Raw genomic sequence first — 22,299 nt, forward strand, 5'->3', positions numbered from 1 at the left:
TCAGATCTCGCGCAACGGGCGCGAGTGGGGATTACCAGCCTCGGGCGGACGGCGCACGCTGCGGCCCGTCGAGGTCAGCCACCTCGATCAGGTACGGGTTGCTCGTCCGCTCGCGGCCGATGGAGGTCGCGGGGCCGTGGCCGGGCAGCACGACGGTGTCGTCGGCGAGCGGGAGGATCTTGTCCCGCAGGCTCGTCAGCATCGCCGGCAGGCTGCCGCCCGGCAGGTCGGTGCGGCCGATCGAACCGGCGAACAGGACATCGCCCGCCAGGCAGATCTGCTCCGCCGCCCAGTCCACGCCAGGTGGAAGGGGCAGGTCGGACCGGACGGCCGGGCCCACGCCCGGCAGCCGGAACAGCACCGACCCGCCGGTATGGCCGGGCGCGTGGTCGACGGTGATCTCCAACCCGGCGAGCGACAGCGTCGCGCCGTCGGTCAGCTCGGCGACGTCCTCCGGTTCGGCGTACGGCAGTCGTCCGCCGAAGAGGCTGGTCAGGTCCGCGGAGAGCCCTTTTGCCGGGTCGGCGAGCAGCTCCCGGTCCCCCGGGTGCACGTAGGCCGTGATCCCCCGGGCGCCGCAGACCGGGGCGACCGAGAAGGTGTGGTCGAGGTGTCCGTGGGTGAGCAGGACGGCGGCCGGCCGCAGTCGATGCTCGGCCAGCAGCGCGTCGAGCTGATCAATCACCCCGATGCCGGGGTCGACCACGACACACTGTTCCCCGGGCGCGGTCGCCACCACGTAACAGTTGGTGCCGAAGGCGTCCGCCGGGAAGCCGGCGACGAGCACGTCCGCTCCCTCCACTCCACGGTTGGCCCCGCCCACCCTATCCGTCGTCGGTCGCCGGGACGCGACCATATCCACCAGCCGGAAGGCCGCCAGCGGGGCAGTGATAATCTCCGATGGTTTCGGGGGTGACCTCGTACAACACTTTCCCAGTCGGTACCCGTACACTCTGGCGGGCGTGTGGCGTGGCGCACTTGACGCCACGACGGCGGAGCGCGCCGTCGGCCAGAACACCATCGGGTACGGCGACCAGAGGTCGGCGACGACCAGGGGCACATGAAAGGGGAGCTCGGGTGGCTTCCAGCAAGGACCGGCAGCGCAAACTGGCGCGGGCCAAGCTCGACCGCCAGCTGGCCCGACGGGCGGCCGCCGCCCGGCGCAAGCGGCAGATCCGGGCCGGTGTCGGCTCCGCCGTCGCGCTGCTGCTGATCGCCCTCGGGTCGTTCTGGGCTCTCGGCGGCTTCGACTCCGAGCCCGCCGACGACCCGACCGCCATGGAGATCTGCGCCTGGACGAAGCAGGACAGCCAGGTCAACACGAACCTGAAGGACGTCGGCACCCCGCCGACCCGCGACCTGCCGACCACCGGCACCCGCCCCATGACGATCACCACGAACCAGGGCGAGCCGGTGACGGTGCAGTTGGATCTCGCCTCGGCGCCGTGCGCCGCCGCGAGCTTCACCCACCTGGCCGGCAAGAGCTTCTTCGACAACACCAAGTGCAGCGAGATCACCACCGAGGGGGCGGTGCGCTGCGGCGACCCGACCGACACCGGGTTCGGCGGTCCGACGTACACCTTCTTCGACGAGAACGTTCCGGCCGGCTCGTCGGACAACCCCTCGACGCCGCCGTCGGCCGAGCCGTCCGGGACGCCCACCACGACCGCGTCGGCGAGCCCGTCCGGCAGTCCCGAGCCGAGCCCGTCGGCGACCGCCGCGACCGCCCACTACCCGGCCGGCACGGTGGCGATGATCGGCAACCCGCCGGGAGCGAACGGCAGTCAGTTCCTGATCTTCTTCAAGGACTTCGCCACCACCGAGCCGAAGTACTCCGTGGTGGGCACCGTCACGGCCGGACTCGACGTGATCAAGAAGATCGGCGCCCTGGAGACCGTGGACAATGGTTCCGGCAGCAAGGTGAAGCCGAAGACCGACGTGGTAATCCAGAGCCTCACCGTCGGCGAGCCGTCCTCGGCCGACCCGACGGCGGTGCCGCCGACGGCGACCACACCGCCGGCGTCACCCTCGGCCAGCCCGACGGCTGCCGGAGTTTCCTGAGCATCCCCAGACCGCCCCAGACCACCCAGCCGCGGACGCCCACCGCGCAGCTGCACATAGTCCAGGAGGAGCCACCGTGACGTCCACCAGAGAGCGGCAACGCGCCGCGGCGCGGGCAAAGCTGGAACGGGATATGGCCGAGCGGGCCGCCGCGGCCCGCAAGCGCCGGCAACTCCAGGCCAGTATCGGTGCGGGCGTGGCGTTGCTGCTGGTGGTCGCCGGCACCGTGTGGCTGGTGGTCAGTCTCGGCGACGACACGAAGACCGGCGGGACCCAGGCGGCCGGCGCCACCTGCGACTGGACCGAGATCCCGGCCGAGCAGCGCAGCCCGACGACCAAGGACGTGGGGCTGCCGCCGACCACGGCGAAGAGCACCGGCAGCCAGATCATGACGATCGACACCAACCTCGGCCCGATCACCGCCAAGCTGAACCTGCACGAGGTTCCGTGCACCGCGGCCAGCTTCACCCACCTGGCCGAGAAGAAGTTCTTCGACAACACCAAGTGCCACCGACTGGTCACCCAGGGACTCCAGGTGCTGCAGTGCGGCGACCCGAGCGTCGCCGCCGGCAGCGGCTGGAAGGAGACCGACGGCACCGGCGGCCCGTCGTACCGGTTCGCCGAGGAGAACCTGCCGACCGAGAAGCGGCCGCCGTACCCGGCCGGGGTCATCGCGATGGCCAACTCGGGCCAGCCCGGCACCAGCGGCAGCCAGTTCTTCATCGTCTACGGCGACTCGGAACTGCCGGCCCAGTACACCGTGCTCGGCACGGTCACCCAGGGTCTGGACCTGGTCTCGCAGGTGGGCGCGGCCGGTGACGACGGCGCCTTCGCCCAGCAGGCCGGCGGCGGTCACCCGAAGAAGGAAGTTGTGATCAAGAGCCTGACCATGGGCGCACCGGTCGGCTGACCAGCTCGTTCGGGAAGCGCCCGGCGCCGCGTGCGCTGCGCCGGGCGCTTCCGTTTCCGGAGGGCGGAGACCTGCCCGGGCATCCGGCACTGGCCGACGACCTACCCCGGCGCGGGCCGCGCTCGCGGTCCTCGCCGACCGGCCGTTCGCCGACGCCGTCGCCTGGCCCGCTGGGACCAGTTGCTGTGGGCACTGCTGAGCGGGGAGTCACAGAATCCGGGCGGCGTCGAGCCGCCGAGCGCGGTCGGGCCGGAGACGGCGCGCCAGGCCGACGAGGAGTTCGCCGCCGCCCGCACCCTGCTGGCCGAGGACCCGACAGCGGTACGGGCCCCCCGCCGACCCCACCAGCGGGTGGCGCCGGGCCGGAGGCCGGCGTCAACCCCCGTGCCGGAGGCCGGCGTCAACCCCCGTGCCGGAGGCCGGCGTCAACCCCCGGGCCGGCACCGTCGCGGAGGCGGCCCGGACCGCGTTGCGGCTGCTCGACGGCGGTCCGCTGCTACCGCCTCACTGAGCCCGACCCGGTTGTCAGGCGCCGGAGGTGACCCGGTACGCGTCGAAGACCCCGTCGACCTTGCGTACCGCAGCGAGCAGGTGCCCCAGGTGCTTCGGGTCGGCCATCTCGAAGCTGAACCGGCTCACCGCCACCCGGTCCCGGGTGGTGGTGACGGTCGCGGAGAGGATGTTGACCCGCTCGTCGGAGAGCACCCGGGTGACGTCGGCGAGCAGCTTGTGCCGGTCCAGCGCCTCGACCTGGATCGCGACCAGGAACGTGGACGCGGAGGTGAGCCGCCAGCTGACCTCGACGATCCGTTCGCTCTGCACCCGCAGTTCCTCGGCGTTGGCACAGTCGTCGCGGTGCACACTCACCCCGCCGGACCGGGTGACGAAACCGAAGACCGAGTCCGGCGGCACCGGGGTGCAGCACCGGGCGAGCTTGATCCAGACGTCGCTGACGCCGCGGACCACCACACCCGGGTCCCCGCCCCCGCCGCTGCGGCGCGGCGGACGGGTGGCGACGGCGGTCTCGGCGAGGTCCTCGGCCGCGCCCTCCTCGCCGCCGTATCCGGCCATCAGCTTCTGCACCACGGACTGGGCGGAGACCTGGCTGTCCCCCACCGCCGCGTAGAGCGAGGCGACGTCGGCCAGGTGCAGGTCCCGGGCGATGGTCATCAGGTTGTCCGTGGTCAGCATCCGCTGCAACGGCATGCCCTGCTTGCGCATCGCCTTGACGATCGCGTCCTTGCCGGCCTCGATCGCCTCCTCGCGGCGTTCCTTGTTGAAGTACTGCCGGATCTTCGTCCGGGCCCGTGGGCTCTTGACGAAGCCGAGCCAGTCCTGGGTCGGGCCGGCGGTGTCCGACTTCGAGGTGAAGATCTCGATGACGTCGCCGTTGGAGAGCGTCGACTCCAGCGGCACCAGCTTGCCGTTCACCCGGGCGCCGATGCACTTGTGCCCGACCTCGGTGTGCACCGCGTAGGCGAAGTCCACCGGCGTGGAGCCGGTCGGCAGCGGGATCACGTCCCCCTTGGGGGTGAAGACGTAGACCTCCTGGCTGGAGAGGTCGAAGCGGAGCGCGTCGAGGAACTCGCTCGGGTCGGCGGCCTCCCGCTGCCAGTCCAGCAACTGCCGCAGCCACGTCATCTCGTCGATGTGGGCCGGCGGGCCGACGACCGTCTCGCCCTTCTTCTCCTTGTACTTCCAGTGCGCGGCGATGCCGAACTCGGCCGTGCGGTGCATGGCGTACGTCCGGATCTGCATCTCGACCGGCTTGCCGCTCGGCCCGATGACCGTCGTGTGCAGCGACTGGTACATGTTGAACTTCGGCATCGCGATGTAGTCCTTGAACCGGCCCGGAACGGGCTGCCAGTTCGCGTGGATCACACCGAGTGCCGCGTAGCAGTCGCGCACCGTGTCGACCAGGATGCGTACGCCGACCAGGTCGTAGATGTCGTTGAAGTCGCGACCCCGGACGATCATCTTCTGGTAGATCGAGTAGAGGTGCTTCGGTCGCCCGGTCACCTCCGCCTTGATCTTGGCGGACCGCAGGTCGACCTGGACCTTCTGGGTCACCTGTCGGAGCAGTGCCTCCCGCTGCGGCTGGTGCTCGCCGATCAGCCGGTTGATCTCCTCGTACCGCTTGGGGAAGAGGTTGGCGAACGCCAGGTCCTCCAGCTCCCACTTGATGGTGTTCATACCCAGCCGGTGGGCCAGCGGGGCGAGGATCTCCAGGGTCTCCTTGGCCTTCTGCTCCCGCTTGGTCACCGGCAGGAAGGTCAGGGTACGCATGTTGTGCAGCCGGTCGGCCAGCTTGATCACCAGGACCCGGGGGTCCTTGGCCATCGCGACCACCATCTTGCGGATCGTCTCCGCCTTGGCCGCGTCGCCGAGTTTCACCTTGTCGAGCTTGGTGACGCCGTCGACCAGCAGGGCGACCTCGGCACCGAAGTCGGCCCGCATCTGGTCCAGGCCGTAGTCGGTGTCCTCGATCGTGTCGTGCAGCAGCGCCGCCACCAGGGTGGTGGTGTCCATCCCCAGGTTGGCCAGGATGGTCGCCACCGCCAGCGGATGCGTGATGTACGGGTCACCGGACTTGCGGTACTGCCCGGAGTGCCACCGGGCGGCCGTGTCGAAGGCCCGCTGCAGCAGCCGGGCGTCGGCCTTGGGGTGGGCGAACCGGTGGGTGGCGATGAGCGGCTCCAGCACCTCGCTCACCTGCGGCGTCTGCCATGGGGCGTTGAACCGGGCCAGCCGGGCACGAACCCGTCGACCGGTCGGGGCGTTGGCGAACCCGAAACCCGTGGCGGACGACGACGGGCTGCCCGTCGCGGCGCCCACGACCTCGCCGCCGGCACCCGGACGGACCGGCGCCGGGCTGCCGTTGCGGCTGACCCCGGTCGGCACCGTTCCGTTGCCGGTCGCGCCACCGCCCGACACCCCAGCCGCCGTCGAACCGGCGCCTGACACACCGGAACCGGTCACCGAAACGCCGGTGCCCGTCGGACCGGCCGAGACGGAAGCGGACGAAACCGGAGCAGACGAGGCCCGGCCAGGCGAGACGGGAGCAGGCAAAACCGGAGCAGTCGAAACCGGACCGGCTGAGACCGGACCGGACGAAGCGGGAGCGGGCCCACCGGAAGCGGCCGGACGGGCATCCGAGACAGCGGAGCTGGCCGAGCCGGGCGAACCACCATCGGACCCGCCGGAGGCGGCGCCGTCGGCGGGGCCGCTCGCCGGGTCGGTTGTCGAGTCGACAGCGGCGTCCGCGTCGACCGGAGCCGCGCCGGACACAGCGGTGGAGCCGATACCGGGCCGCACCGGACCGGGTGCCGGTGTGGCGGCACCGTCCGTGCTGGTCACGGCGTCGACAGGACCATCAGCTTCGTTGGTGGGACGCACCGTACCCTCCGCCGGAGGGGCGACATCGTGGGACACCGGCCTCCTCAACACCTCGCCGGGAACGAGCCGACCGTAACTGGTCAACCCCGTCCCGCACCAGCCGGGCGCACTGCACGGCGCTCGACCACGAACGGCAATCGTACCCGTCCCACCGACCCGGCTACCGTCCTCCGGACGTACGGATCGGTCGAGGCGGTCCAGTGGATCAAACGGTGAGCAGGGCGTGGACCGGTCTCGGCGCCAGCCGGTCCCGACCCTTCAGGAAGCTCAGTTCGAGCAGCACGGTGAAGCCGGCGACCGTGCCGCCGGCCCGTTCGACCAGGTCGAGCGTCGCCTGGGCGGTGCCACCGGTGGCGAGTACGTCATCGACCACCAGTACCCGGTGTCCGGCGGTGAAGGCGTCCTGGTGCACCTCGAGCGTCGCCTCGCCGTACTCCAGCGCGTACGAGGCGGCGTAGGCGGGGCGGGGCAGCTTGCCGGCCTTGCGCACCGGCACCACGCCGACCCCGGTCGCGTACGCGATCGCGGCGGCGACCACGAAGCCTCGCGCCTCGATCCCGACCACCGTGTCGAACGAGTCGCGGCCGTGGTACTCGACGATGCCGTCGATCACCTCACGGAACACCGCCCCGTCGGCGAAGAGCGGCATCAGGTCCTTGAACATGATGCCCGGTTTCGGGAAGTCGGGCACGTCCAGGACCCGGCTGGCCACCAACTGTGCGGTCAGGGGACCGCTGTCGCCGCGTGCCTCGCTGGGGGTCTCCGTCACGGGTGTGTCCTTTCATACGAAGGCGTCCGCCGGGCCACCAGAGGCCCGACGGACGCCATGATGTCGCATCCCGCTCGCCGCCGGCCGGTCGCGGTGACCCGCGTCGGACGACGCAATCACCGCGCTCGGCTCAGCGCCGCTTGCCGCCCGGCCGGTTACCGCCGCCGGAACGACCACCACGTGTCCCGGCGGAGCCGGACCGCTTGCCCACGGTGGGACGGGCGCCCACCTTCGGCGCGGCCGCGGCCAGCGCGTCCTGGTCGGTCTCCGCCGCGCCGTCGGCCGTGGCCGGCTCCTCCGCCGACGCGTCGGCCGAGTCGGCCGGGCGCGGCTGGCCGGCCGGACGCGCCGGACGACGTACCGCGCCGTCGCGTCCGCCGCCCGCCCGGCGGGCGAGAACCCGCTGGGTGTGCGTCCGGACCCGGGGCTCCCGCTCCTTGAGGGTGACGAGCAGCGGCGTGGCCAGGAAGATCGACGAGAAGAACGCGGCACCCATACCGACGAAGAGCACCAGACCGAGGTCCTTGAGCGTTCCGGCGCCCAGCAGACCGGCACCGATGAAGAGCAGACCCCCGACCGGCAGCAACGCCACCACGGAGGTGTTGATCGACCGCATCAGGGTCTGGTTCAGCGCCAGGTTCGACGCCTCGGAGTACGTCTGGGTGCTGCCCCCGAAGATGCCCCGGGTGTTCTCCTGGATCTTGTCGAAGACCACGACCGTGTCGTACAGGGCGAAACCGAGGATGGTGAGGAAGCCGACGATTGTCGACGGGGTGACCTCGAAGCCGATCGCCGAGTAGATACCGGCGGTGAGCACGAGGTCGAGGCCGAGCCCGACGATCGCGGCGACCGCCATCCGGATCTCGAACCGGACCACCAGGTACGCGGCGACGAGGACCAGGAAGATCGCCAGACCGATCAGGGCCCGCTGGGTGACCTGACCACCCCAGGCGGAACTGACCCGGCTGTCGCTGATCTGGTCCACCCCGACGCCCAACTCCTGGGCGATCTCGGCCCGGACCTGGTCGGCCTGCTGCTGGTCCAGCGGCGAGGTCCGGAACAGGTACGTCGCGTCGCCGACCTGCTGGCTGGAGACCACGTCGGCCGGCCCGTCCGGGGTCTGCTCGTCGGCGAGCGCGTCGTGCACCGCCGTCTCGGCCCGTTCCATGGTGCCGACACTGGTCGGCACCTGGAACTCGTTGCCGCCCTTGAACTCGATGCCCAGGCTGAACCCCTGCAGCACGAAGCTCAGTACCGCCAGCAGCACCAGGCCGCCGGAGATGCTGAACCAGAGCTTGCGGCGGGGGACGATCTGGAGACCGGCCTCACCGCGGTACAAGCGGCTGGCAAGACCACTCCTGCTCATCTCAGGCCTCCTTCACGCGCGACGTGCCGGTCTGGTTCTCGTCGTCGCTGGACTGCAGCGCCCGGCCGAGTCCGCTGACCCGCGGCGACAGGAACGCCGGGGTCCGCGCGAACATCGTCATGATCGGGTGCCGGAACAGGAAGACGACAACCAGGTCGAGAATGGTGGCCAGACCGAGCGCGAAGGCGAAGCCCTTCACGGTGCCGACCGAAACGAGGTAGAGCACCACGGCTGCCATGATCGAGATGGCGTTCGCCGAGATGATCGTCCGGCGGGCCCGTGCCCAGGCCCGGGGTACCGCGCTACGCGGGGTCCGGCCCTCCCGGATCTCGTCCTTCAGACGTTCGAAGTAGATGACGAAGGAGTCGGCGGCGACACCGAGCGAGACGATGAAGCCGGCGATTCCGGCCAGCGTCAGGGTGAAGCCGATCTGCCGGCCGAGCAACACCAGCGCGCCGAAGACCAGCACGGCGGAGAGCAGCAGGCTGAAGAAGATCACCGAGCCGAGCAGCCGGTAGTAGAAGAACGCGTAGATGATGACCAGTAGCATGCCGACGCCGGCGGCGAGCAGACCGGCCCGCAGCTGCTCGGTGCCGAGGGTGGCGGTGATGTTCTGCGCCTCCTGCGGCTGGAAGGTCAGCGGCAGCGCGCCGTAGCGGAGCTGGCTGGCCAGGTCGTTCGCGCTGGCGGCGTTGAAGCTGCCGGTGATCTGCGAGTCACCGGTGAGCACGCCCTGGATCTCCGGCGAGGAGATGATGCTGTTGTCCAGCACCACGGCCACCCGGCAGCGCCCCTCGTCGCCGAGCGCGGCCTGGTCGCAGGCCCCGCCGTCGTTGTTGAAGGCCTCCCGGGTCAGGTTGGTCCACTTGGTCTGACCGTCACCGGTGAAGTCCAGGCTGACCACCCACTGGCTGGTCTGCTGGTCGAGTACGCCGTCGGCGTCCGCCACGTCGGTGCCGAGCACCTTCGCGACGTCCAGGAAGTTCTTGATCTGGCCGCCCTCGCAGGCCACCACCTGCTGCTTCTCGTCCTTGATCGAACCCGGTGCCCGCTGGTCCAGCTTCGCGCAGGTGATGGTCGGGACGTTGAACTGGATGTTCGCCGGCAGGACCCGGACCTCCGCCGGGGTCAGGTCCGCGAACGGCTTGAGCTTCTCGGCGAGCGCCGGGTCGGCGCTGAAGTCCGCCGGGGCCTGCAGGCCGTTGGCCGCGGCCCAGGCCTCCGCGCCGATTTTCTGCTCCACCGCGGCCCGCTGCTGCTCCAGGGTCTGGTCGGCGGGGGCGGCGGCCGGCGTGCTCGCCGAGGCGGTCGGCGTCGGGGAGGCCGGGGCGCTCGGCGTCGGAGAGGCGGGGGCGCCACCACCCTGGCCACCGGCGCCCGGCGACCCGGTCACCGCCGGGCTGGGGCTGCCGGAGGGGGAGGCGCTGCCGGACGGTGTCGGGCTGCCGGACGGGGCCGGGCTGCCGGTGGCGCCCGGGGTCGGCGGGGTCACCGGACCGCCACCGTCGGCGGTCTTGAGCACCTTGCGGAACCGGAGTTCCGCCGGCGTGCCGATGTCACCGAGGTCGGCGTTCTGACCGGGCACCGAGATCACGATGTTGCGGTTACCTTCGGTGACGACCTCGGCCTCGGCGACGCCACGGCCGTCGACCCGCGCCTGGATGATCTGCCGCGCCTCCTCCAGCGACTCCGCCGGGGGCGCCTGGCCGGCCTCGGTGGCCGCCTCCAGGGTCATCCGGGTCCCGCCGACCAGGTCCAGGCCGAGCTTCGGATGGAGCCGGTCGGTCCAACTGCCCTGGGCGCCTGCGGCGAAGAACACCAGAAGGTATAGGACGACGAAGATGAAACCGAGCACGGCAATCTGCCGCCCGGGTCGCATCTGTCCCTGAGGTGGTGCCACGGTTGTCCTGTCTCCCTGCGCGGTTCGGCCGCTAGTTGTGGGCGGCGGGTCGGGCGCCGGCCTGTCCGGCGACATGCGTACCGCACCGGCAGGAGGTCCCACCGGCACGGTTATCTATTATCTTCGATGCCAAGGTGCCCCGTCGTCCGGGTCGGTCACTCCTTGGCTTCGACCTCGTCCGGCACCTGCTCGATCCGCTCCACCTGCTTGACGACCCGGGCGATCGCCGGACGGGCGTACCGGGTCTGCACCCCGGGGGCGACCTCGATCATCACGGTCTCGTCGTCGACCCCGGTGACCGTGCCGTAGAGGCCGCCGATGGTGACCACCTCGTCGCCGGCGGAGAGCGAGGACTGCATGGTCTCCGCCTCGCGGCGCCGCTTCTGCTGCGGCCGGATCATCATGAAGTACATGACACCGAAGAGCAGGACGATCATCAGGATCGGCATCAGACCGCCGAGCCCGCCGCCACTGGATTGTGCTGCCACGACTGGCACTGTTTATGACCTTCCCATCGGCCTCGTCACGACATGGGAATGCCGGAGCGGAGGCAGGATCTCACGTCCTGTCAAACCGCGGCGAGTCTAGTCCCTGCGGCTGAGAATCACCGAATGCGGTACGGATCACGTTCCGGTCACACCTCGGAGGACCCGGCGGTGAACAGGTCGGGCGTCGCCGGCACGTCAGCACCAAATGTACCATTCGGGGGCGTACGCCCCAAGTGACGCCAACCGGCTGCGGTCGCCACCCGCCCCCGTGGCGTACGCGCCAGCAGCCCGGCCCGAACCAGGAACGGTTCGCAGACCTCCTCCACGGTGTCCGGCTGCTCCCCCACCGCCACCGCCAGGGTGGAGAGCCCCACCGGGCCGCCCCGGAACGAGTCGACCAACGCGGTCAGCACGGCCCGGTCCAGCCGGTCGAGCCCCAGCTCGTCGACGTCGTACACCCGCAGGGCCGCCCGCGCGGTCTCCCGGGTGACCGTGCCGTCGGCCCGGACCTCGGCGAAGTCCCGCACCCGGCGCAGCAGCCGGTTGGCGATCCGGGGCGTGCCCCGGGACCGGCCGGCGATCTCCGCCGAACCGTCCGGGGTGATCGGCACCCCGAGGATCCGCGCCGACCGCTGCAGCAGCACGTCCAACTCGTCCGGGGTGTAGAAGTCGAGGTGCGCCACGAAACCGAAGCGGTCCCGCATCGGCCCGGTGAGCAGCCCGGACCGGGTGGTGGCGCCGACCAGGGTGAACGGCTCCACGTCCAGCGGGATGGCGGTCGCGCCCGGCCCCTTGCCGACCACCACGTCGACCCGGAAGTCCTCCATCGCGCTGTAGAGCAGTTCCTCGGCCGGCTTCGCGATCCGGTGGATCTCGTCGATGAACAGCACGTCACCCTCGGCGAGGCTGGTCAGGATCGCCGCCAGGTCGCCGGACCGTTCGATCGCCGGACCGCTGGTGACCCGGATCCCCGCGCCCAGCTCGGCGGCGACGATGTTCGCCAGGGTCGTGTTGTGTACGACCAGGTCGTTGACGGTGAAGGTGTGGTCGTCGGCGACGGTGAGGCATCGACACTCATGTAGTCCGGCCGGCTCAACCGAGACGACCCGATCGGCGGCGAGGGACTCCTCGAACCGGTCCCGGCGCGGCGCCCACTCCGCCAGACGCCTTCCACGTTCACCGATGACCGTGATCCGCTCGACGAATCTGGCCACGTCGTCCTGACTGGTGACGCTCAGCCGCCAGGACTCGTGCGGTCGGCCCTGGTAGCGGCCCCGCTTGAGCTTGAGACGCGACTGGATGCCGAGCCGCAGGAGGAGGTGCTGCACGTCCTGGAGTAGGCCGTGCGAGACGCTGTAGAACTCCACCACCACGTCGTAGCGGTCTCGCCCTCGGCGGCTCACCGTACCGTCACCGGCGAAGTAGGCCCCGAGGAAGGCGCTGACCTGCCAGGCGTCGCCCTGGTAGACGAATTCCGGCACCCGTTTCAGCCAGGCCGTCTTACCCAGCAACTGGTGCGTGGCGAGCCAGTCCCGCAGGCCTGACACTCGCACAAGCGAGCTACCCGCGCTGTTCGCCCGGGTGGTGTGCCGATGCCCCATCCGGTCACACGTCGACCGGAAGTCGGCCAGGACGTCCGGGTCGCCGCTCGTGAAGGTGACCTGGTTCGACGTGCAGCTGTCCCCGATGAGATATCCGGCCAGCCGGAACTCGTCACTCGACTCGGTCCCGTCCGGGGTCAGTGTTGGGCACAGCACATTCGCCAGCACGTCCCGGTCGGTCAGATCACCCGCCTTGACCCAACCCTCGGCCGTCCAGAACGGGTGGTCCGGTGCCGCCACCACCTCCCGGCCGGTCGCCGTCCGGATCCGCACGCAGTCGAGCTCTCCCTGCTCGTGGACCGCCTCGACAAGAGCGGGCTGCCCGGTACGGGTGATCACCCGGTCCCCCGGAACGATCTCCCCCAGCCGTCGGCGTGTGCCGTCGGCGAGCAGTACCAGCGCCTCGACCGAAACCGGCTTACCCAAGCCGGGTGGGCCCGAGAGCAGGATGTGGTCCGGTGGGGTGCCGCGACCCATCGCGCCCTGCAAAAGCAGGTCGAGCTGGTCGCGTACCCGGTGCTGGGCGATGAAGTCGGCGAGCCGCTTCGGACGGACGCTGACCTCCGCGTCCCGTTCCGCGTCGCTGGCGTACGCCGAGACCAGCCCCTCACCCGGCTCGACGTACTCCCCCTGCCCCGTCATCGGGTCTTACCGAGCAGTCGGATGGCCTGCTTGAGCAGCACCGGAACCGGCGGGACCTCGCCGTCGAGGGTCTCGGCGACCGCGGCCACCGCCTGGTCGGCCTGGGCGGCGGTCCAGCCGAGCCCGACCAGCGCCTGGCGTACCTGCTCGGTCCAGGCCCCGGCGGTGACCCCGGCCGTGCCGTCCGGGCCGACCGGGACCGGCCCGATCCGGTCCCGCAGTTCCAGGACCAGCCGCTCGGCGCCCTTCTTGCCGATCCCCGGCACCCGGGTCAGGGTGGCGGTGTCACCGCCCGCGATCGCCCGGCGCACCGTGTCCGGGCTGTGTACGGCGAGCACCGCCTGCGCGAGCCGGGGACCGACCCCGCTGGCGGTCTGCAGCAACTCGAAGAGCTGCTTCTCGTCGTCGTCGGCGAAGCCGTACAGGGTGAGTGAGTCCTCCCGGACGACCAGACTGGTGGCCAGCCGGGCCGGTGCACCGACCCGCAGCCCGGCCAGGGTGCCCGGCGCACACTGCACCGCGAGCCCGACGCCGCCGACCTCGATCACCGCACTGTCCGGGGACAACCCGGCGACCACTCCGCGCACGCTGGCGATCATGCCGCTCCTCCCTGCCGCCGGCCCCCCGGCCGCCTCGTCGTCGACCCGCGCCGGGCCGCGCTCGCCGCGGCCGACAGTCTGGCCCGGGTGCCGCCCCGCCAGATGTGGCAGATGGCCAGGGCCAGGGCATCCGCCGCGTCCGCCGGCCGGGGCGGGGCGTCCAACCGCAGCAGCCGGGTGACCATGGCGGTCATCTGCGCCTTGTCGGCCTGACCCGACCCGGTCACCGCCGCCTTCACCTCACTCGGGGTGTACGTCTGCACCGGCAGACCGGCCCGGGCACCGGCCAGTACGCCCACCGCGCTCGCCTGGGCGGTCCCCATCACCGTCCGCACGTTGTGCTGGCTGAACACCCGCTCCACGGCGACGCTGTGCGGCCGGTGCTCGGCCACCAGCGCGGTCAGCGCGGTGTCCAGGTGCAGCAGGCGCAGCGGCAGTTCGTCCTCCGGGTCGGTGTAGACGACGTGGTAGGCGACGAGCGTGCAGGGGCGCCCCGGCATCCCCTCGACCACACCGACCCCGCACCGGGTCAGTCCCGGGTCGATGCCGAGCACCCGCACAGCGGTCGCCCGGGGGGCACCGTTGCTCCGGGGGCCGCTGGCTGCCCGTACGTCGCCTGCCGCCACACCGTCCGTCCGCACGCCGCCCCCTCCCCTGCCCCCGACACGTACGTGTGTTCGACACCCTAATCGCCGGCACCGACGGCCGGAACGCCGACACGCCCGCCCCACGGTCACCACCCGACACCCTGCCGCACCGCCGGATCCACCACATAGCCAGGGACCGGAGTATGTGTCCGACGCCCATGTGCGACCGACCGGCGAACTCGTAGCTTCTTGCGCCATGACGGTAGAACCCGGGCGGGACGGCCAGCCCACGCAGCGGCCCGAGGCGACGGATCCGGGCGGGACCGACGGCCCGACGACGCGGCTCGCGGCGGGTGTCGCCGCAGGTGTCCCGGACGTGGTGCGGCTGGACCTGTCCGGGCGGACCGCACTGGTCACCGGCGGTGGCAGCGGCATCGGTCGGGCCTGCGCGGTACGGCTGGCCGCGGCCGGCGCGGCGGTCACCGTGGTCGACCTGGACGCCGACCGGGCCGAGGCGGTCGCCGCACAGATCGGCGGCCGGGCGGTCGGGGCCGACCTGTCCGACCCCGGGGCGGTCGACGGGATCGACGCCGAGGTCGACATCGTCGTCAACAACGCCGGACTGCAGCACGTCGCCCCGGTCGACGAGTTCCCGCCGGACCGCTTCGCCCACCTGCACCGGGTGATGGTGGAGGCGCCGTTCCGGCTCGTCCGCCGGGCGCTTCCGCACATGTACGCGGGCGGCTGGGGCCGGGTGGTCAACATCTCCTCGGTGCACGGGCTACGTGCCTCGGCGTACAAGTCGGCGTACGTGTCGGCGAAACACGCGCTGGAGGGACTCTCCAAGGTGGTCGCCCTGGAGGGCGCGGCGCACGGGGTGACCGCGAACTGCGTCAACCCGGCGTACGTGCGTACCCCGCTGGTGGAGGGCCAGATCGCCGCCCAGGCGGCCCACCACGGCATCCCCGAGGACGAGGTGGTCGAAAAGATCATGCTGGCCCGGGCGGCGGTCAAGCGCCTGATCGAGCCGGAGGAGGTGGCCGAGCTGCTCGCCTACCTCTGCTCCCCCGCCGCCGCGTTCATCACCGGCGCCTCGATCCCGCTCGACGGGGGCTGGACGGCGAACTGAGCCGACCGGTCGCGCAGAATGGACGCCGTGTCGTCGCCGATCGAGTTCCTGGAACTGTTGGAGCGGGAGGCCGCGCCGGTCGAGTTCGAGGGGCCGCTGGTCGCCGCCCGGGAGGCCGGGCTGGCCGCCGACCGGCTCGGCGAGCTGGAACAGGCGAAGGTGGTGGCGCTGCGGGTCCGGGCGCTGCTGGAACGGCGGCGGCGGCGCGAGGCGGAACTCTCCGGCCTGTACGACACCGCGAACGACCTCGCCGGGCTGCGGGACTCCGACGCCGTCCTGCGGGCGATCGTGCGCCGGGCGCGACACCTGCTCGGCACCGACGTGGCGTACATGACGCTTGTCGACGACGAGCGGGGTGACACGTACATGCGGGTCACCGACGGTTCGGTCTCGGCCCGGTTCCAGGGGCTGCGGCTGCCGATGGGTGCCGGCCTGGGCGGGCTGGTGGCGCAGACCGGCAGCCCGTACGCCACCGCGAACTATCCAGAGGACGACCGGTTCCACCACACCGGCGAGATCGACGCCGGGGTCGGCGAGGAGGGGCTGGTCGCGATCCTCGGCGTTCCGTTGCGACTCGGCGCGCGGGTGATCGGGGTGCTCTACGCGGCCAACCGGTCGGCCCGGCCGTTCGCCCGCGAGGAGGTGTCCCTGCTGCTGTCGCTGGCCGCGCACGCGGCGGTGGCGATCGACACGGCGCGGCTGCTCGCCGAGACCCGGGCGGCGCTGGCCGAGCTCTCCGCCGCGAACGCCACGATCCGGGCGCACAGCGCCTCGGTGGAGCGGGCCGCCGCCGCGCACGACCGGATGACCGCGCTGGTGCTGCGCGGCGGCGGGGTGGAGGACGTCGCGGCGGCGGTGACCGGGGTGCTGGGCGGTGCCCTGCTGGCGCTGGACGCCGAGGGTCGGGTCCTGGCCCAGGTCGGACACCTCGACGAGCCGGACCGGGCGGCCCGGCACGAGGCGGTGGCCGCGTCCCGCACCGAGGGACGCAGCGTGCGCCGGGGTGAGCTCTGGTACGCCGCCGTCGTCGCCGGCGCGGAGAACCTCGGCACGTTGGTGCTCCGGCCGGACGAGGAACTGGTCGACGCCGACCAGCGGATCCTGGAGCGGGCCGCGCTGGTCACCGCGTTGCTGTTGCTGTTCCGGCAGTCGGTCGCCGAGGCGGAGGGGCGGGTCCGGGGGGAGCTGCTGGACGACCTGATCGCCCGGCCGGTGCAGGATCCGGCCGCGCTGCGGGCCCGGGCCCGTCGGCTGGGGGTGGACCTGGACGCCCCGCACGTCGTGGTCGCGGTCGTCGACGATCCGATGGCGGACAGCGCCTCGGTACGCCAGCGGATCGTCTCCTGGGCCGCGACGTACGCCTCGACCCAGGGCGGTCTGGCCGCGGCCCGGGACGGGCGGGTGGTGCTGATGCTGCCCGGCGACGACGCGGGCGGGGCGGCCCGGGCGGTGGTCCGGGACCTGTCCCGGGTGACCGGCCGGCCGGTGACCGCGGGTGCCGGTGGACCGTCGACCGGGCCGGCGAGACTGGCCGAGGCGGCGCGGGAGGCGGACCGGTGTCTGACCGCGCTCCGGGCGCTGGGCCGGCCCGGCGAGGGGGCGAGCAGCGCCGAGCTCGGTTTTGTCGGGCTGTTGCTCGGCGCGGTGGAGGACGGCTCCGACCGGGACGTGACCCGGTTCCTGGCCGACACGGTCGGGCCGGTCGTCGACTACGACGCCCGGCGGGGCACCGCGTTGGTCCGGACCCTGGAGGCGTACTTCGGGGTCGGTGGCAGCCTGGCGAGGGCGGCGGAGCTGCTGCACGTCCACGTCAACACGGTGACCCAGCGACTGGAGCGGGTCGGGCAGCTGCTCGGCCCGCAGTGGCAGAAGCCGGAGCGGGCGCTGGAGGTGCAGCTCGCGCTGCGGCTGCACCGGCTGCGTGACCACCAGCGGCCGGGCTGACCGGCCGGCGTGACCGGCTGGCGGCCGGCGTACCCGGGCGCCGGCCGACCGCGCAGCAGGCGACGGCGTACCCGGGCGTCAGCGGGCGGCGATCCCGGCGATGACGGTGTCGACGATCCGGATCGGGAGGTCGGTCTCGTCGAGGTGTGGGTTGGCCCGCAGCACCCGCTGCATGACCAGTGGGGCGGTGAGCAGCGACACGACAAGCTCGACGTCGATGTCGGCCCGGATCTCGCCGAGCCGGATCCCGCGGCGCAGCACCTCCCGGAGCATCCGCCGGCGTGGTTCGACCACGTCCTGGTAGAGCCGGTACTGCTCCGGGCTGCGGTTCAGCGTCGGCATGATGCACGGCATGATCTGGCCGATCCGGGGGTCCGCGTTCTGGGCGGTCGGACTGACCAGCATGATCAGGTCCTCGCGGACGGAGTCGCCGGGCGGCTCCGGCGGTGGCGGCTTCAGGCGGCGCAGCGCGTCCTGCAGCAGCGCCTCCTTGCCCGACCACCGCCGGTAGATCGTCGCCTTGCCCACCTGTGCCCGGCTGGCGATCGACTCGATGGAGAGCGTCTCGACGGCACTACCCTCGGCGAGCAGGTCGAGCGCGGCCTCCAGGATCGCCTCGTCCGCGCGGATGCTCCGCGGTCGCCCTGGCGCCCGCGGAGCATCCGTCGTGTCGGTCATGTCAACCATTGTTCCGCTGCCGTTACGCAGCGACCAACTCGGGATCCGGGTCGACCGCCGGCGTCGGGGGCAGCACCTGGTCCTCGGCCGACCGGCCGGGCAGCCAGCGCAGCACCACCACGATGCCGAGCGCGGCGATGACCGCCGAGATGCCCGCCGCCCAGTGCATGGCGTTGACGAAGGCGTCGTTGGCCGCGTTCATCACCGACACACCGGCCGGACCGAGCCGCTCGGCAGCCCCGTACGCTGCGGAAATCGACTCACGGACGGCGTCTGAGGCCGGCTCGGGCAGGGCCTTGGCCGCCGGGGCGATCTGGTCGCGGTAGACGCCGGAGAGCACCGAACCGAGCACCGCGACGCCGAGCGCGCCGGCCACCTGGCGGACGGTGTTGCTGACCGCCGAGCCCACCCCGGCCTTCTCCCGGGGCAGCGACGACATGATCGACTCGGTCGCCGGCGGCATGATGTTCGCCATTCCGACGCCCTGGATGAAGAAGATCACCTCGATGAACCAGATCGGCGAGTCGGTGCCGGCGAAGGCGAACATCGCCAGCGCCCCGGCGGTCAGCAGCAGACCGACCGTCGCGACCGCCTTGCCGCCGTACCGCTTGACCATCGCCGCGCTGCGCGGGGCGAAGACCAGCTGGGCGACCGCGAACGGCAGCATCAGCAGACCGGTCTCCAGCGGGCTGTAGTCGCGGACGAGCTGCAGGTAGAAGGCGCTGAAGAACATCACGCCCATGGCGGCGAAGAAGACCAGGCCGATCACCGCGACCGGCGCGGCGAACCGGGGCACCTTGAACAGACGTACGTCCAGGGACGGGAACTCGATCCGCCGCTCGTAGAGGACGAACCCGGCCAGGACCGCCAGGCCGCCGACGATGCCGACCCAGACGATCGGCCGGCCGAAGCCGTGGTCGCCGCCGTCGATGATCCCGTACGAGAGCGCGACCAGGCCGACCACTGACAGCAGTACGCCGACGATGTCGATCCGGCCCGGCTTCGGGTCCTTCGAGTCCGGTACCAGGATCGCCGCGGCGATCATGCCGAGCACCACGACCGGAACGTTGATCAGGAAGACCGAGCCCCACCAGTAGTGCTCCAGCAGCAGGCCGCCGAGGACCGGGCCGATCGCCACGCCGAGGCCGACCGCGCCGGCCCAGATGCCGATGGCCCGACCCCGCTCCCGGGGGTCGAAGACGTTCGAGATGATCGACAGCGTCACCGGCATCACGGCGGCGGCGCCGAGGCCCATCAGGGCCCGGGTGCCGATCAGCTGTCCCGGGCTCTGCGCGTAGGCGGAGAGCAGCGAGGCGAGGCCGAAGATGGCCAGGCCCGCCTGCAGGAAGAGTTTGCGCCCGTAGCGGTCGCCGAGCACTCCGAAGGTGAAGAGCAGACCGGCGAAGACCAGGGTGTACGAGTTGATCGACCACTCGAGGTCACCCTGGCTGGCGCCGAGTCCGTGCACCGGGTCGGCGAGCGTCCGCAGTGCGACGTTGAGGACCGTGTTGTCCAGTACGACAACCAGCAGGCTGACGACGAGGACCCCGAGGATGGCCCAGCGCCTCGGGTGTCCGGTGTTCTGGGTTAACTGCATGCCTTTGTGTCCCCCCGAAATCCCGCGTCCGGCCAGTGGGTCTGGCGCGCGGGAGGTGTTCTGACCGCACCGACGATAGCGAGAAGAGAACCGAAACGGCACCGTCTCGTATCGTATTGTGAGTCGACTCACCGACGGCCCGCCGACGGGAATAATCAGCCGGCGAGGCCGCAGGCAGCCAGCACCAGACGCAGACGCCGCTCGGTCGAGTTGGTCAACGGTGGCACCAGCAGGGTCGGGATCCCCGCCTCGACCGCCCCGCCAGCCCAGCAGCACGGCCTCGATCGACAGCGTCCGTCCTCCCGCTGTTGACCTCAACCCGACTTCAACTGGCACCGTTTGCGGGTGATGACGCTGACCCGGGTGGTGCCGGCGACCTACCGTACGACGCTCGCCGTACCTGCGTTCCGACAGCTGCTCGGCGGGCTGGTGATCTCGCACCTGGGCAACGGGATGAGCATGGTCGGCGTCGCCTGGCTGGCCCTGCGGCTCGCCCCGCCGGAGCGGGCCGGCCTGGTCATCGGCGCGGCGCTCGCCGCGTACACCCTGCCGGCCGCCGTCGGAGCGCTGTTGTTCGCGCGCTGGCTGGGCCGGGTCCCGGCCCGCCGGCTGGTCGTCGCGAACGCCGCGCTGCGGGCGGTCGCCCTCGGCACCGTCGTCGGCCTGCACCTGAGCGGGGAACTCACCGCCGGCCGGTACGTCGCGGTGCTGGCCGTCTCGTCGCTGCTGGCCGCCTGGGGCAGCGCCGGCACCTACACCCTGATCAGTCAACTTTTTCCGCCGGACCGTCGACTGCCGGCGAACGCTCTGGTCAACACCAGCCAGCAGGTGTCCTTCATCGCCGGACCGGCGCTGGCCGGTCTGCTGGTCGCGGTCCTCCACCCGGCGCTGGTACTCGGCCTGGACGCGCTGAGCTACCTGGTGCTGGCCGTCCAGGCGGCCCGGGTCGAGCCGCCACCGACGACCGGGGCCGCCGACCGGCAGACCCGCCGGACCGGTACCGGTTTCCGGATCCTCGCCCGGCGACCCGCACTGCTCGGCCTGGTCGGGGTCACCGCCGTCTTCTTCTTCCTGTACGGCCCGGTCGAGGTCGCCCTGCCGCTGTACGTCGCCGACGAACTGGCCGCCGGCGCCGGCCTGCTCGGCGCGTACTGGACGGTGTTCGGCTGCGGCGCGGTGCTCGGCGGGCTGCTCGGCGGGCTGCTCACCGAGGCGCGGCAGTGGACGGTCACCGTCGCGGTCATCGCCGGCTGGGGTCTGGTCCTGCTGCCGTTCGGCTTCAGCACGTCGACCTGGCTCACCCTGACCTGTTTCGCCCTGGGCGGGCTGGCCTACGGACCGTTCCCGGCGTTCACCTTCGCCCTGTTCCAGAACGCGGCACCGCCGGCCGACCTGCCGTCGGTGCTCGCCGCCCGGAGCGCGGTGACCACCGCCGCGACCCCGCTCGGCGCTGCGCTCGGCGGTCCGCTGGTGGCACTGCTCGGCGCTGCGGGCACGCTGTTCGCGTCCGGACTCGCCACCGTCGGACTGGCCGTACTCGTCGTCGCCGTGCTCGGCTTCCGACGAGCCGGAGCCGTACCTCGCCCGTGACCACTGGTCCGGGCGTACCGGCCCCACCGGAACGAGCCGATCGGGGAGCAAGCGGCCTCATGCGGCTGACCGGGTTGCCGGATGTGGGTACGGTTCGCAACCGTGGATCAGACCGTGCACCCCGGGTTCAGCCAGGAGGTCGTGGCGGGACGGCCCGCGTGGCGGCACGACCGGTCCGGGGTGGTGTTCCGGCTGATCCCGGCCGGAGTGTTCCAAATGGGATTCTCCGACGAGGAACTGGCCGCGATCGACACCCTCGTCAGCGGCGCGAACCTGGAGTGGTACGACGAGTACGCCGACCGCTCCCGGCCCGTCCGGACGGTGCGCCTCGATGCGTTCCTGCTGGCCCGGCACCCGCTGACGATCACCCAGGCACGGTCGTTCCGGCCCGGCTACCGCGACGAGTACGGCTGCGCGGACGAGCACACCGCCGCCACGATGTACAGCACCGGGTCGCTGGAGGCGATGCTGGCCGCGATGCCCTTCCGACTGCCGAGCGAGGCCGAGTGGGAGTACGCCGCCCGCGCCGGCACCACCACCCTGACCTGGCGCGGCAATCGTCCACCGGACCAGCGGACAGACCTGTTGCGGGTGTTCGGTGACGAGGCCACGATCCAGGCACACGAGAACCCGTTCGGAGTGGCGGCGATGGGTTGCGTCTTCGAGGTGTGTGCCGACACCTACCGGCCCGACCACCGCCGCGCGGGCGACGACGGGCGGCCGTACCTTGGTCCGGGTCCCCGGGTGAGCCGGGGCGGCGCGGCGTCGTTGAGTCCGTGGCAGGGGTGCGGCGAAGCGGCCCTGATGTTCTCGGCCTCCCGCGCGGCGCTGGAGCCGGTCGACCTGCACGACATGATCGTCACGAGCATCCGACCAGCGCTGGACTGGCCACTCTCGCCGCCCGGCGATCGAGCCGACCGGCCGCGATAACCCGTTGGCGGGCCCACCGCCCGGCCCCCGACGGGCGCCACGCAGTCACCGTGATGCCTGACGGCAGGTCTTCATTCGAAAAGGGCAGGCAGCCGACGTGCCCCGGCCGGCG

The 22,299-nt window shown here is 71.8% G+C and carries 17 protein-coding genes and 2 pseudogenes; 6 read left to right on the top strand and 13 right to left on the bottom strand.

Annotated features, from left to right (window positions below):
* Positions 1-31: 31 nt before the first annotated feature.
* Complete coding sequence (locus ABGB05_RS24740; RefSeq protein ID WP_347655904.1) at positions 32-787, bottom strand: MBL fold metallo-hydrolase; 756 nt, start codon at positions 785-787, stop codon at positions 32-34.
* Positions 788-1,077: 290 nt separating this feature from the next.
* Here ABGB05_RS24740 and ABGB05_RS24745 point away from each other — a divergent pair, with 290 nt between their 5' ends.
* Positions 1,078-2,061 carry a peptidylprolyl isomerase gene (locus tag ABGB05_RS24745; protein WP_347655905.1) on the top strand — a complete coding sequence of 328 codons (984 nt, stop codon included), beginning with the start codon at positions 1,078-1,080 and terminating at the stop codon, positions 2,059-2,061.
* 76 nt (positions 2,062-2,137) lie between these two features.
* A complete protein-coding gene (locus ABGB05_RS24750; RefSeq protein WP_347655906.1) occupies positions 2,138-2,971 on the top strand; it encodes a peptidylprolyl isomerase in 834 nt (277 codons plus the stop codon).
* 525 nt (positions 2,972-3,496) lie between these two features.
* On the opposite strand, the gene ABGB05_RS24755 is transcribed toward ABGB05_RS24750, so the two are convergent.
* The 10 genes and pseudogenes from ABGB05_RS24755 to ruvC all read right to left on the bottom strand — a co-directional run bounded on the left by ABGB05_RS24755 (position 3,497) and on the right by ruvC (position 14,292).
* Entirely contained in the window at positions 3,497-5,950 is a 2,454-nt protein-coding gene (locus ABGB05_RS24755) for a bifunctional (p)ppGpp synthetase/guanosine-3',5'-bis(diphosphate) 3'-pyrophosphohydrolase (RefSeq protein ID WP_347655907.1), read from the bottom strand.
* A gap of 622 nt (positions 5,951-6,572) precedes the next feature.
* A complete protein-coding gene (locus ABGB05_RS24760) occupies positions 6,573-7,136 on the bottom strand; it encodes an adenine phosphoribosyltransferase (protein WP_347655908.1) in 564 nt (187 codons plus the stop codon).
* Positions 7,137-7,266: 130 nt separating this feature from the next.
* Positions 7,267-8,502, bottom strand: coding sequence for a protein translocase subunit SecF (secF, locus tag ABGB05_RS24765; protein WP_347655909.1), 1,236 nt, complete (start codon positions 8,500-8,502; stop codon positions 7,267-7,269).
* A gap of 1 nt (position 8,503) precedes the next feature.
* Complete coding sequence (gene secD, locus ABGB05_RS24770) at positions 8,504-10,402, bottom strand: protein translocase subunit SecD (protein WP_347655911.1); 1,899 nt, start codon at positions 10,400-10,402, stop codon at positions 8,504-8,506.
* Between the two features lie 155 nt (positions 10,403-10,557).
* Positions 10,558-10,851: a preprotein translocase subunit YajC gene (yajC, locus tag ABGB05_RS24775; RefSeq protein ID WP_347655968.1), complete on the bottom strand. Its 294-nt coding sequence runs from the start codon at positions 10,849-10,851 to the stop codon at positions 10,558-10,560.
* Between the two features lie 185 nt (positions 10,852-11,036).
* Positions 11,037-12,083, bottom strand: a complete 1,047-nt coding sequence (gene ruvB, locus ABGB05_RS24780; RefSeq protein ID WP_347655970.1) for a Holliday junction branch migration DNA helicase RuvB — start codon at positions 12,081-12,083, stop codon at positions 11,037-11,039.
* A gap of 9 nt (positions 12,084-12,092) precedes the next feature.
* Positions 12,093-12,491 (bottom strand): annotated as a pseudogene (locus ABGB05_RS24785) (LAGLIDADG family homing endonuclease); the annotation flags it as partial.
* A 417-nt stretch (positions 12,492-12,908) separates the two neighbouring features.
* A pseudogene (locus ABGB05_RS24790) lies at positions 12,909-13,133 on the bottom strand (hypothetical protein); the annotation flags it as partial.
* A complete protein-coding gene (gene ruvA / locus ABGB05_RS24795) occupies positions 13,130-13,732 on the bottom strand; it encodes a Holliday junction branch migration protein RuvA (RefSeq protein ID WP_347655912.1) in 603 nt (200 codons plus the stop codon). The pseudogene ABGB05_RS24790 and the gene ruvA, both read right to left, overlap by 4 nt.
* Positions 13,729-14,292, bottom strand: coding sequence for a crossover junction endodeoxyribonuclease RuvC (gene ruvC / locus ABGB05_RS24800; protein ID WP_347655971.1), 564 nt, complete (start codon positions 14,290-14,292; stop codon positions 13,729-13,731). The genes ruvA and ruvC overlap by 4 nt, the downstream gene beginning before the upstream one ends.
* Before the next feature lie 283 nt (positions 14,293-14,575).
* Here ruvC and ABGB05_RS24805 point away from each other — a divergent pair, with 283 nt between their 5' ends.
* Both ABGB05_RS24805 and ABGB05_RS24810 read left to right on the top strand, forming a co-directional pair.
* Positions 14,576-15,448, top strand: coding sequence for a 3-hydroxybutyrate dehydrogenase (locus tag ABGB05_RS24805; RefSeq protein WP_347655913.1), 873 nt, complete (start codon positions 14,576-14,578; stop codon positions 15,446-15,448).
* Between the two features lie 18 nt (positions 15,449-15,466).
* The gene (locus ABGB05_RS24810; protein WP_347655915.1) at positions 15,467-17,392 is read left to right on the top strand and encodes a helix-turn-helix domain-containing protein; all 1,926 of its coding nucleotides are present in this window, start codon (positions 15,467-15,469) and stop codon (positions 17,390-17,392) included.
* Positions 17,393-17,470: 78 nt separating this feature from the next.
* Here ABGB05_RS24810 and ABGB05_RS24815 read toward each other — a convergent pair whose 3' ends face one another.
* Together ABGB05_RS24815 and ABGB05_RS24820 are read right to left on the bottom strand one after the other, a co-directional pair.
* Positions 17,471-18,070, bottom strand: a complete 600-nt coding sequence (locus ABGB05_RS24815) for a TetR/AcrR family transcriptional regulator (protein ID WP_347655916.1) — start codon at positions 18,068-18,070, stop codon at positions 17,471-17,473.
* A 22-nt stretch (positions 18,071-18,092) separates the two neighbouring features.
* The gene (locus tag ABGB05_RS24820) at positions 18,093-19,667 is read right to left on the bottom strand and encodes an MFS transporter (protein ID WP_347655918.1); all 1,575 of its coding nucleotides are present in this window, start codon (positions 19,665-19,667) and stop codon (positions 18,093-18,095) included.
* Positions 19,668-20,015: 348 nt separating this feature from the next.
* On the opposite strand from ABGB05_RS24820, the gene ABGB05_RS24825 reads away from it, so the two are divergent.
* Both ABGB05_RS24825 and ABGB05_RS24830 read left to right on the top strand, forming a co-directional pair.
* Complete coding sequence (locus ABGB05_RS24825; protein ID WP_347655972.1) at positions 20,016-21,257, top strand: MFS transporter; 1,242 nt, start codon at positions 20,016-20,018, stop codon at positions 21,255-21,257.
* A 102-nt stretch (positions 21,258-21,359) separates the two neighbouring features.
* Positions 21,360-22,187 (top strand): SUMF1/EgtB/PvdO family nonheme iron enzyme, encoded by an 828-nt coding sequence (locus ABGB05_RS24830; RefSeq protein ID WP_347655920.1) that lies wholly within the window; start codon positions 21,360-21,362, stop codon positions 22,185-22,187.
* Positions 22,188-22,299 lie beyond the last annotated feature (112 nt).

The sequence above is a fragment of the Plantactinospora sp. B5E13 genome (genome assembly GCF_039871775.1).
Lineage (GTDB): Bacteria > Actinomycetota > Actinomycetes > Mycobacteriales > Micromonosporaceae > Plantactinospora.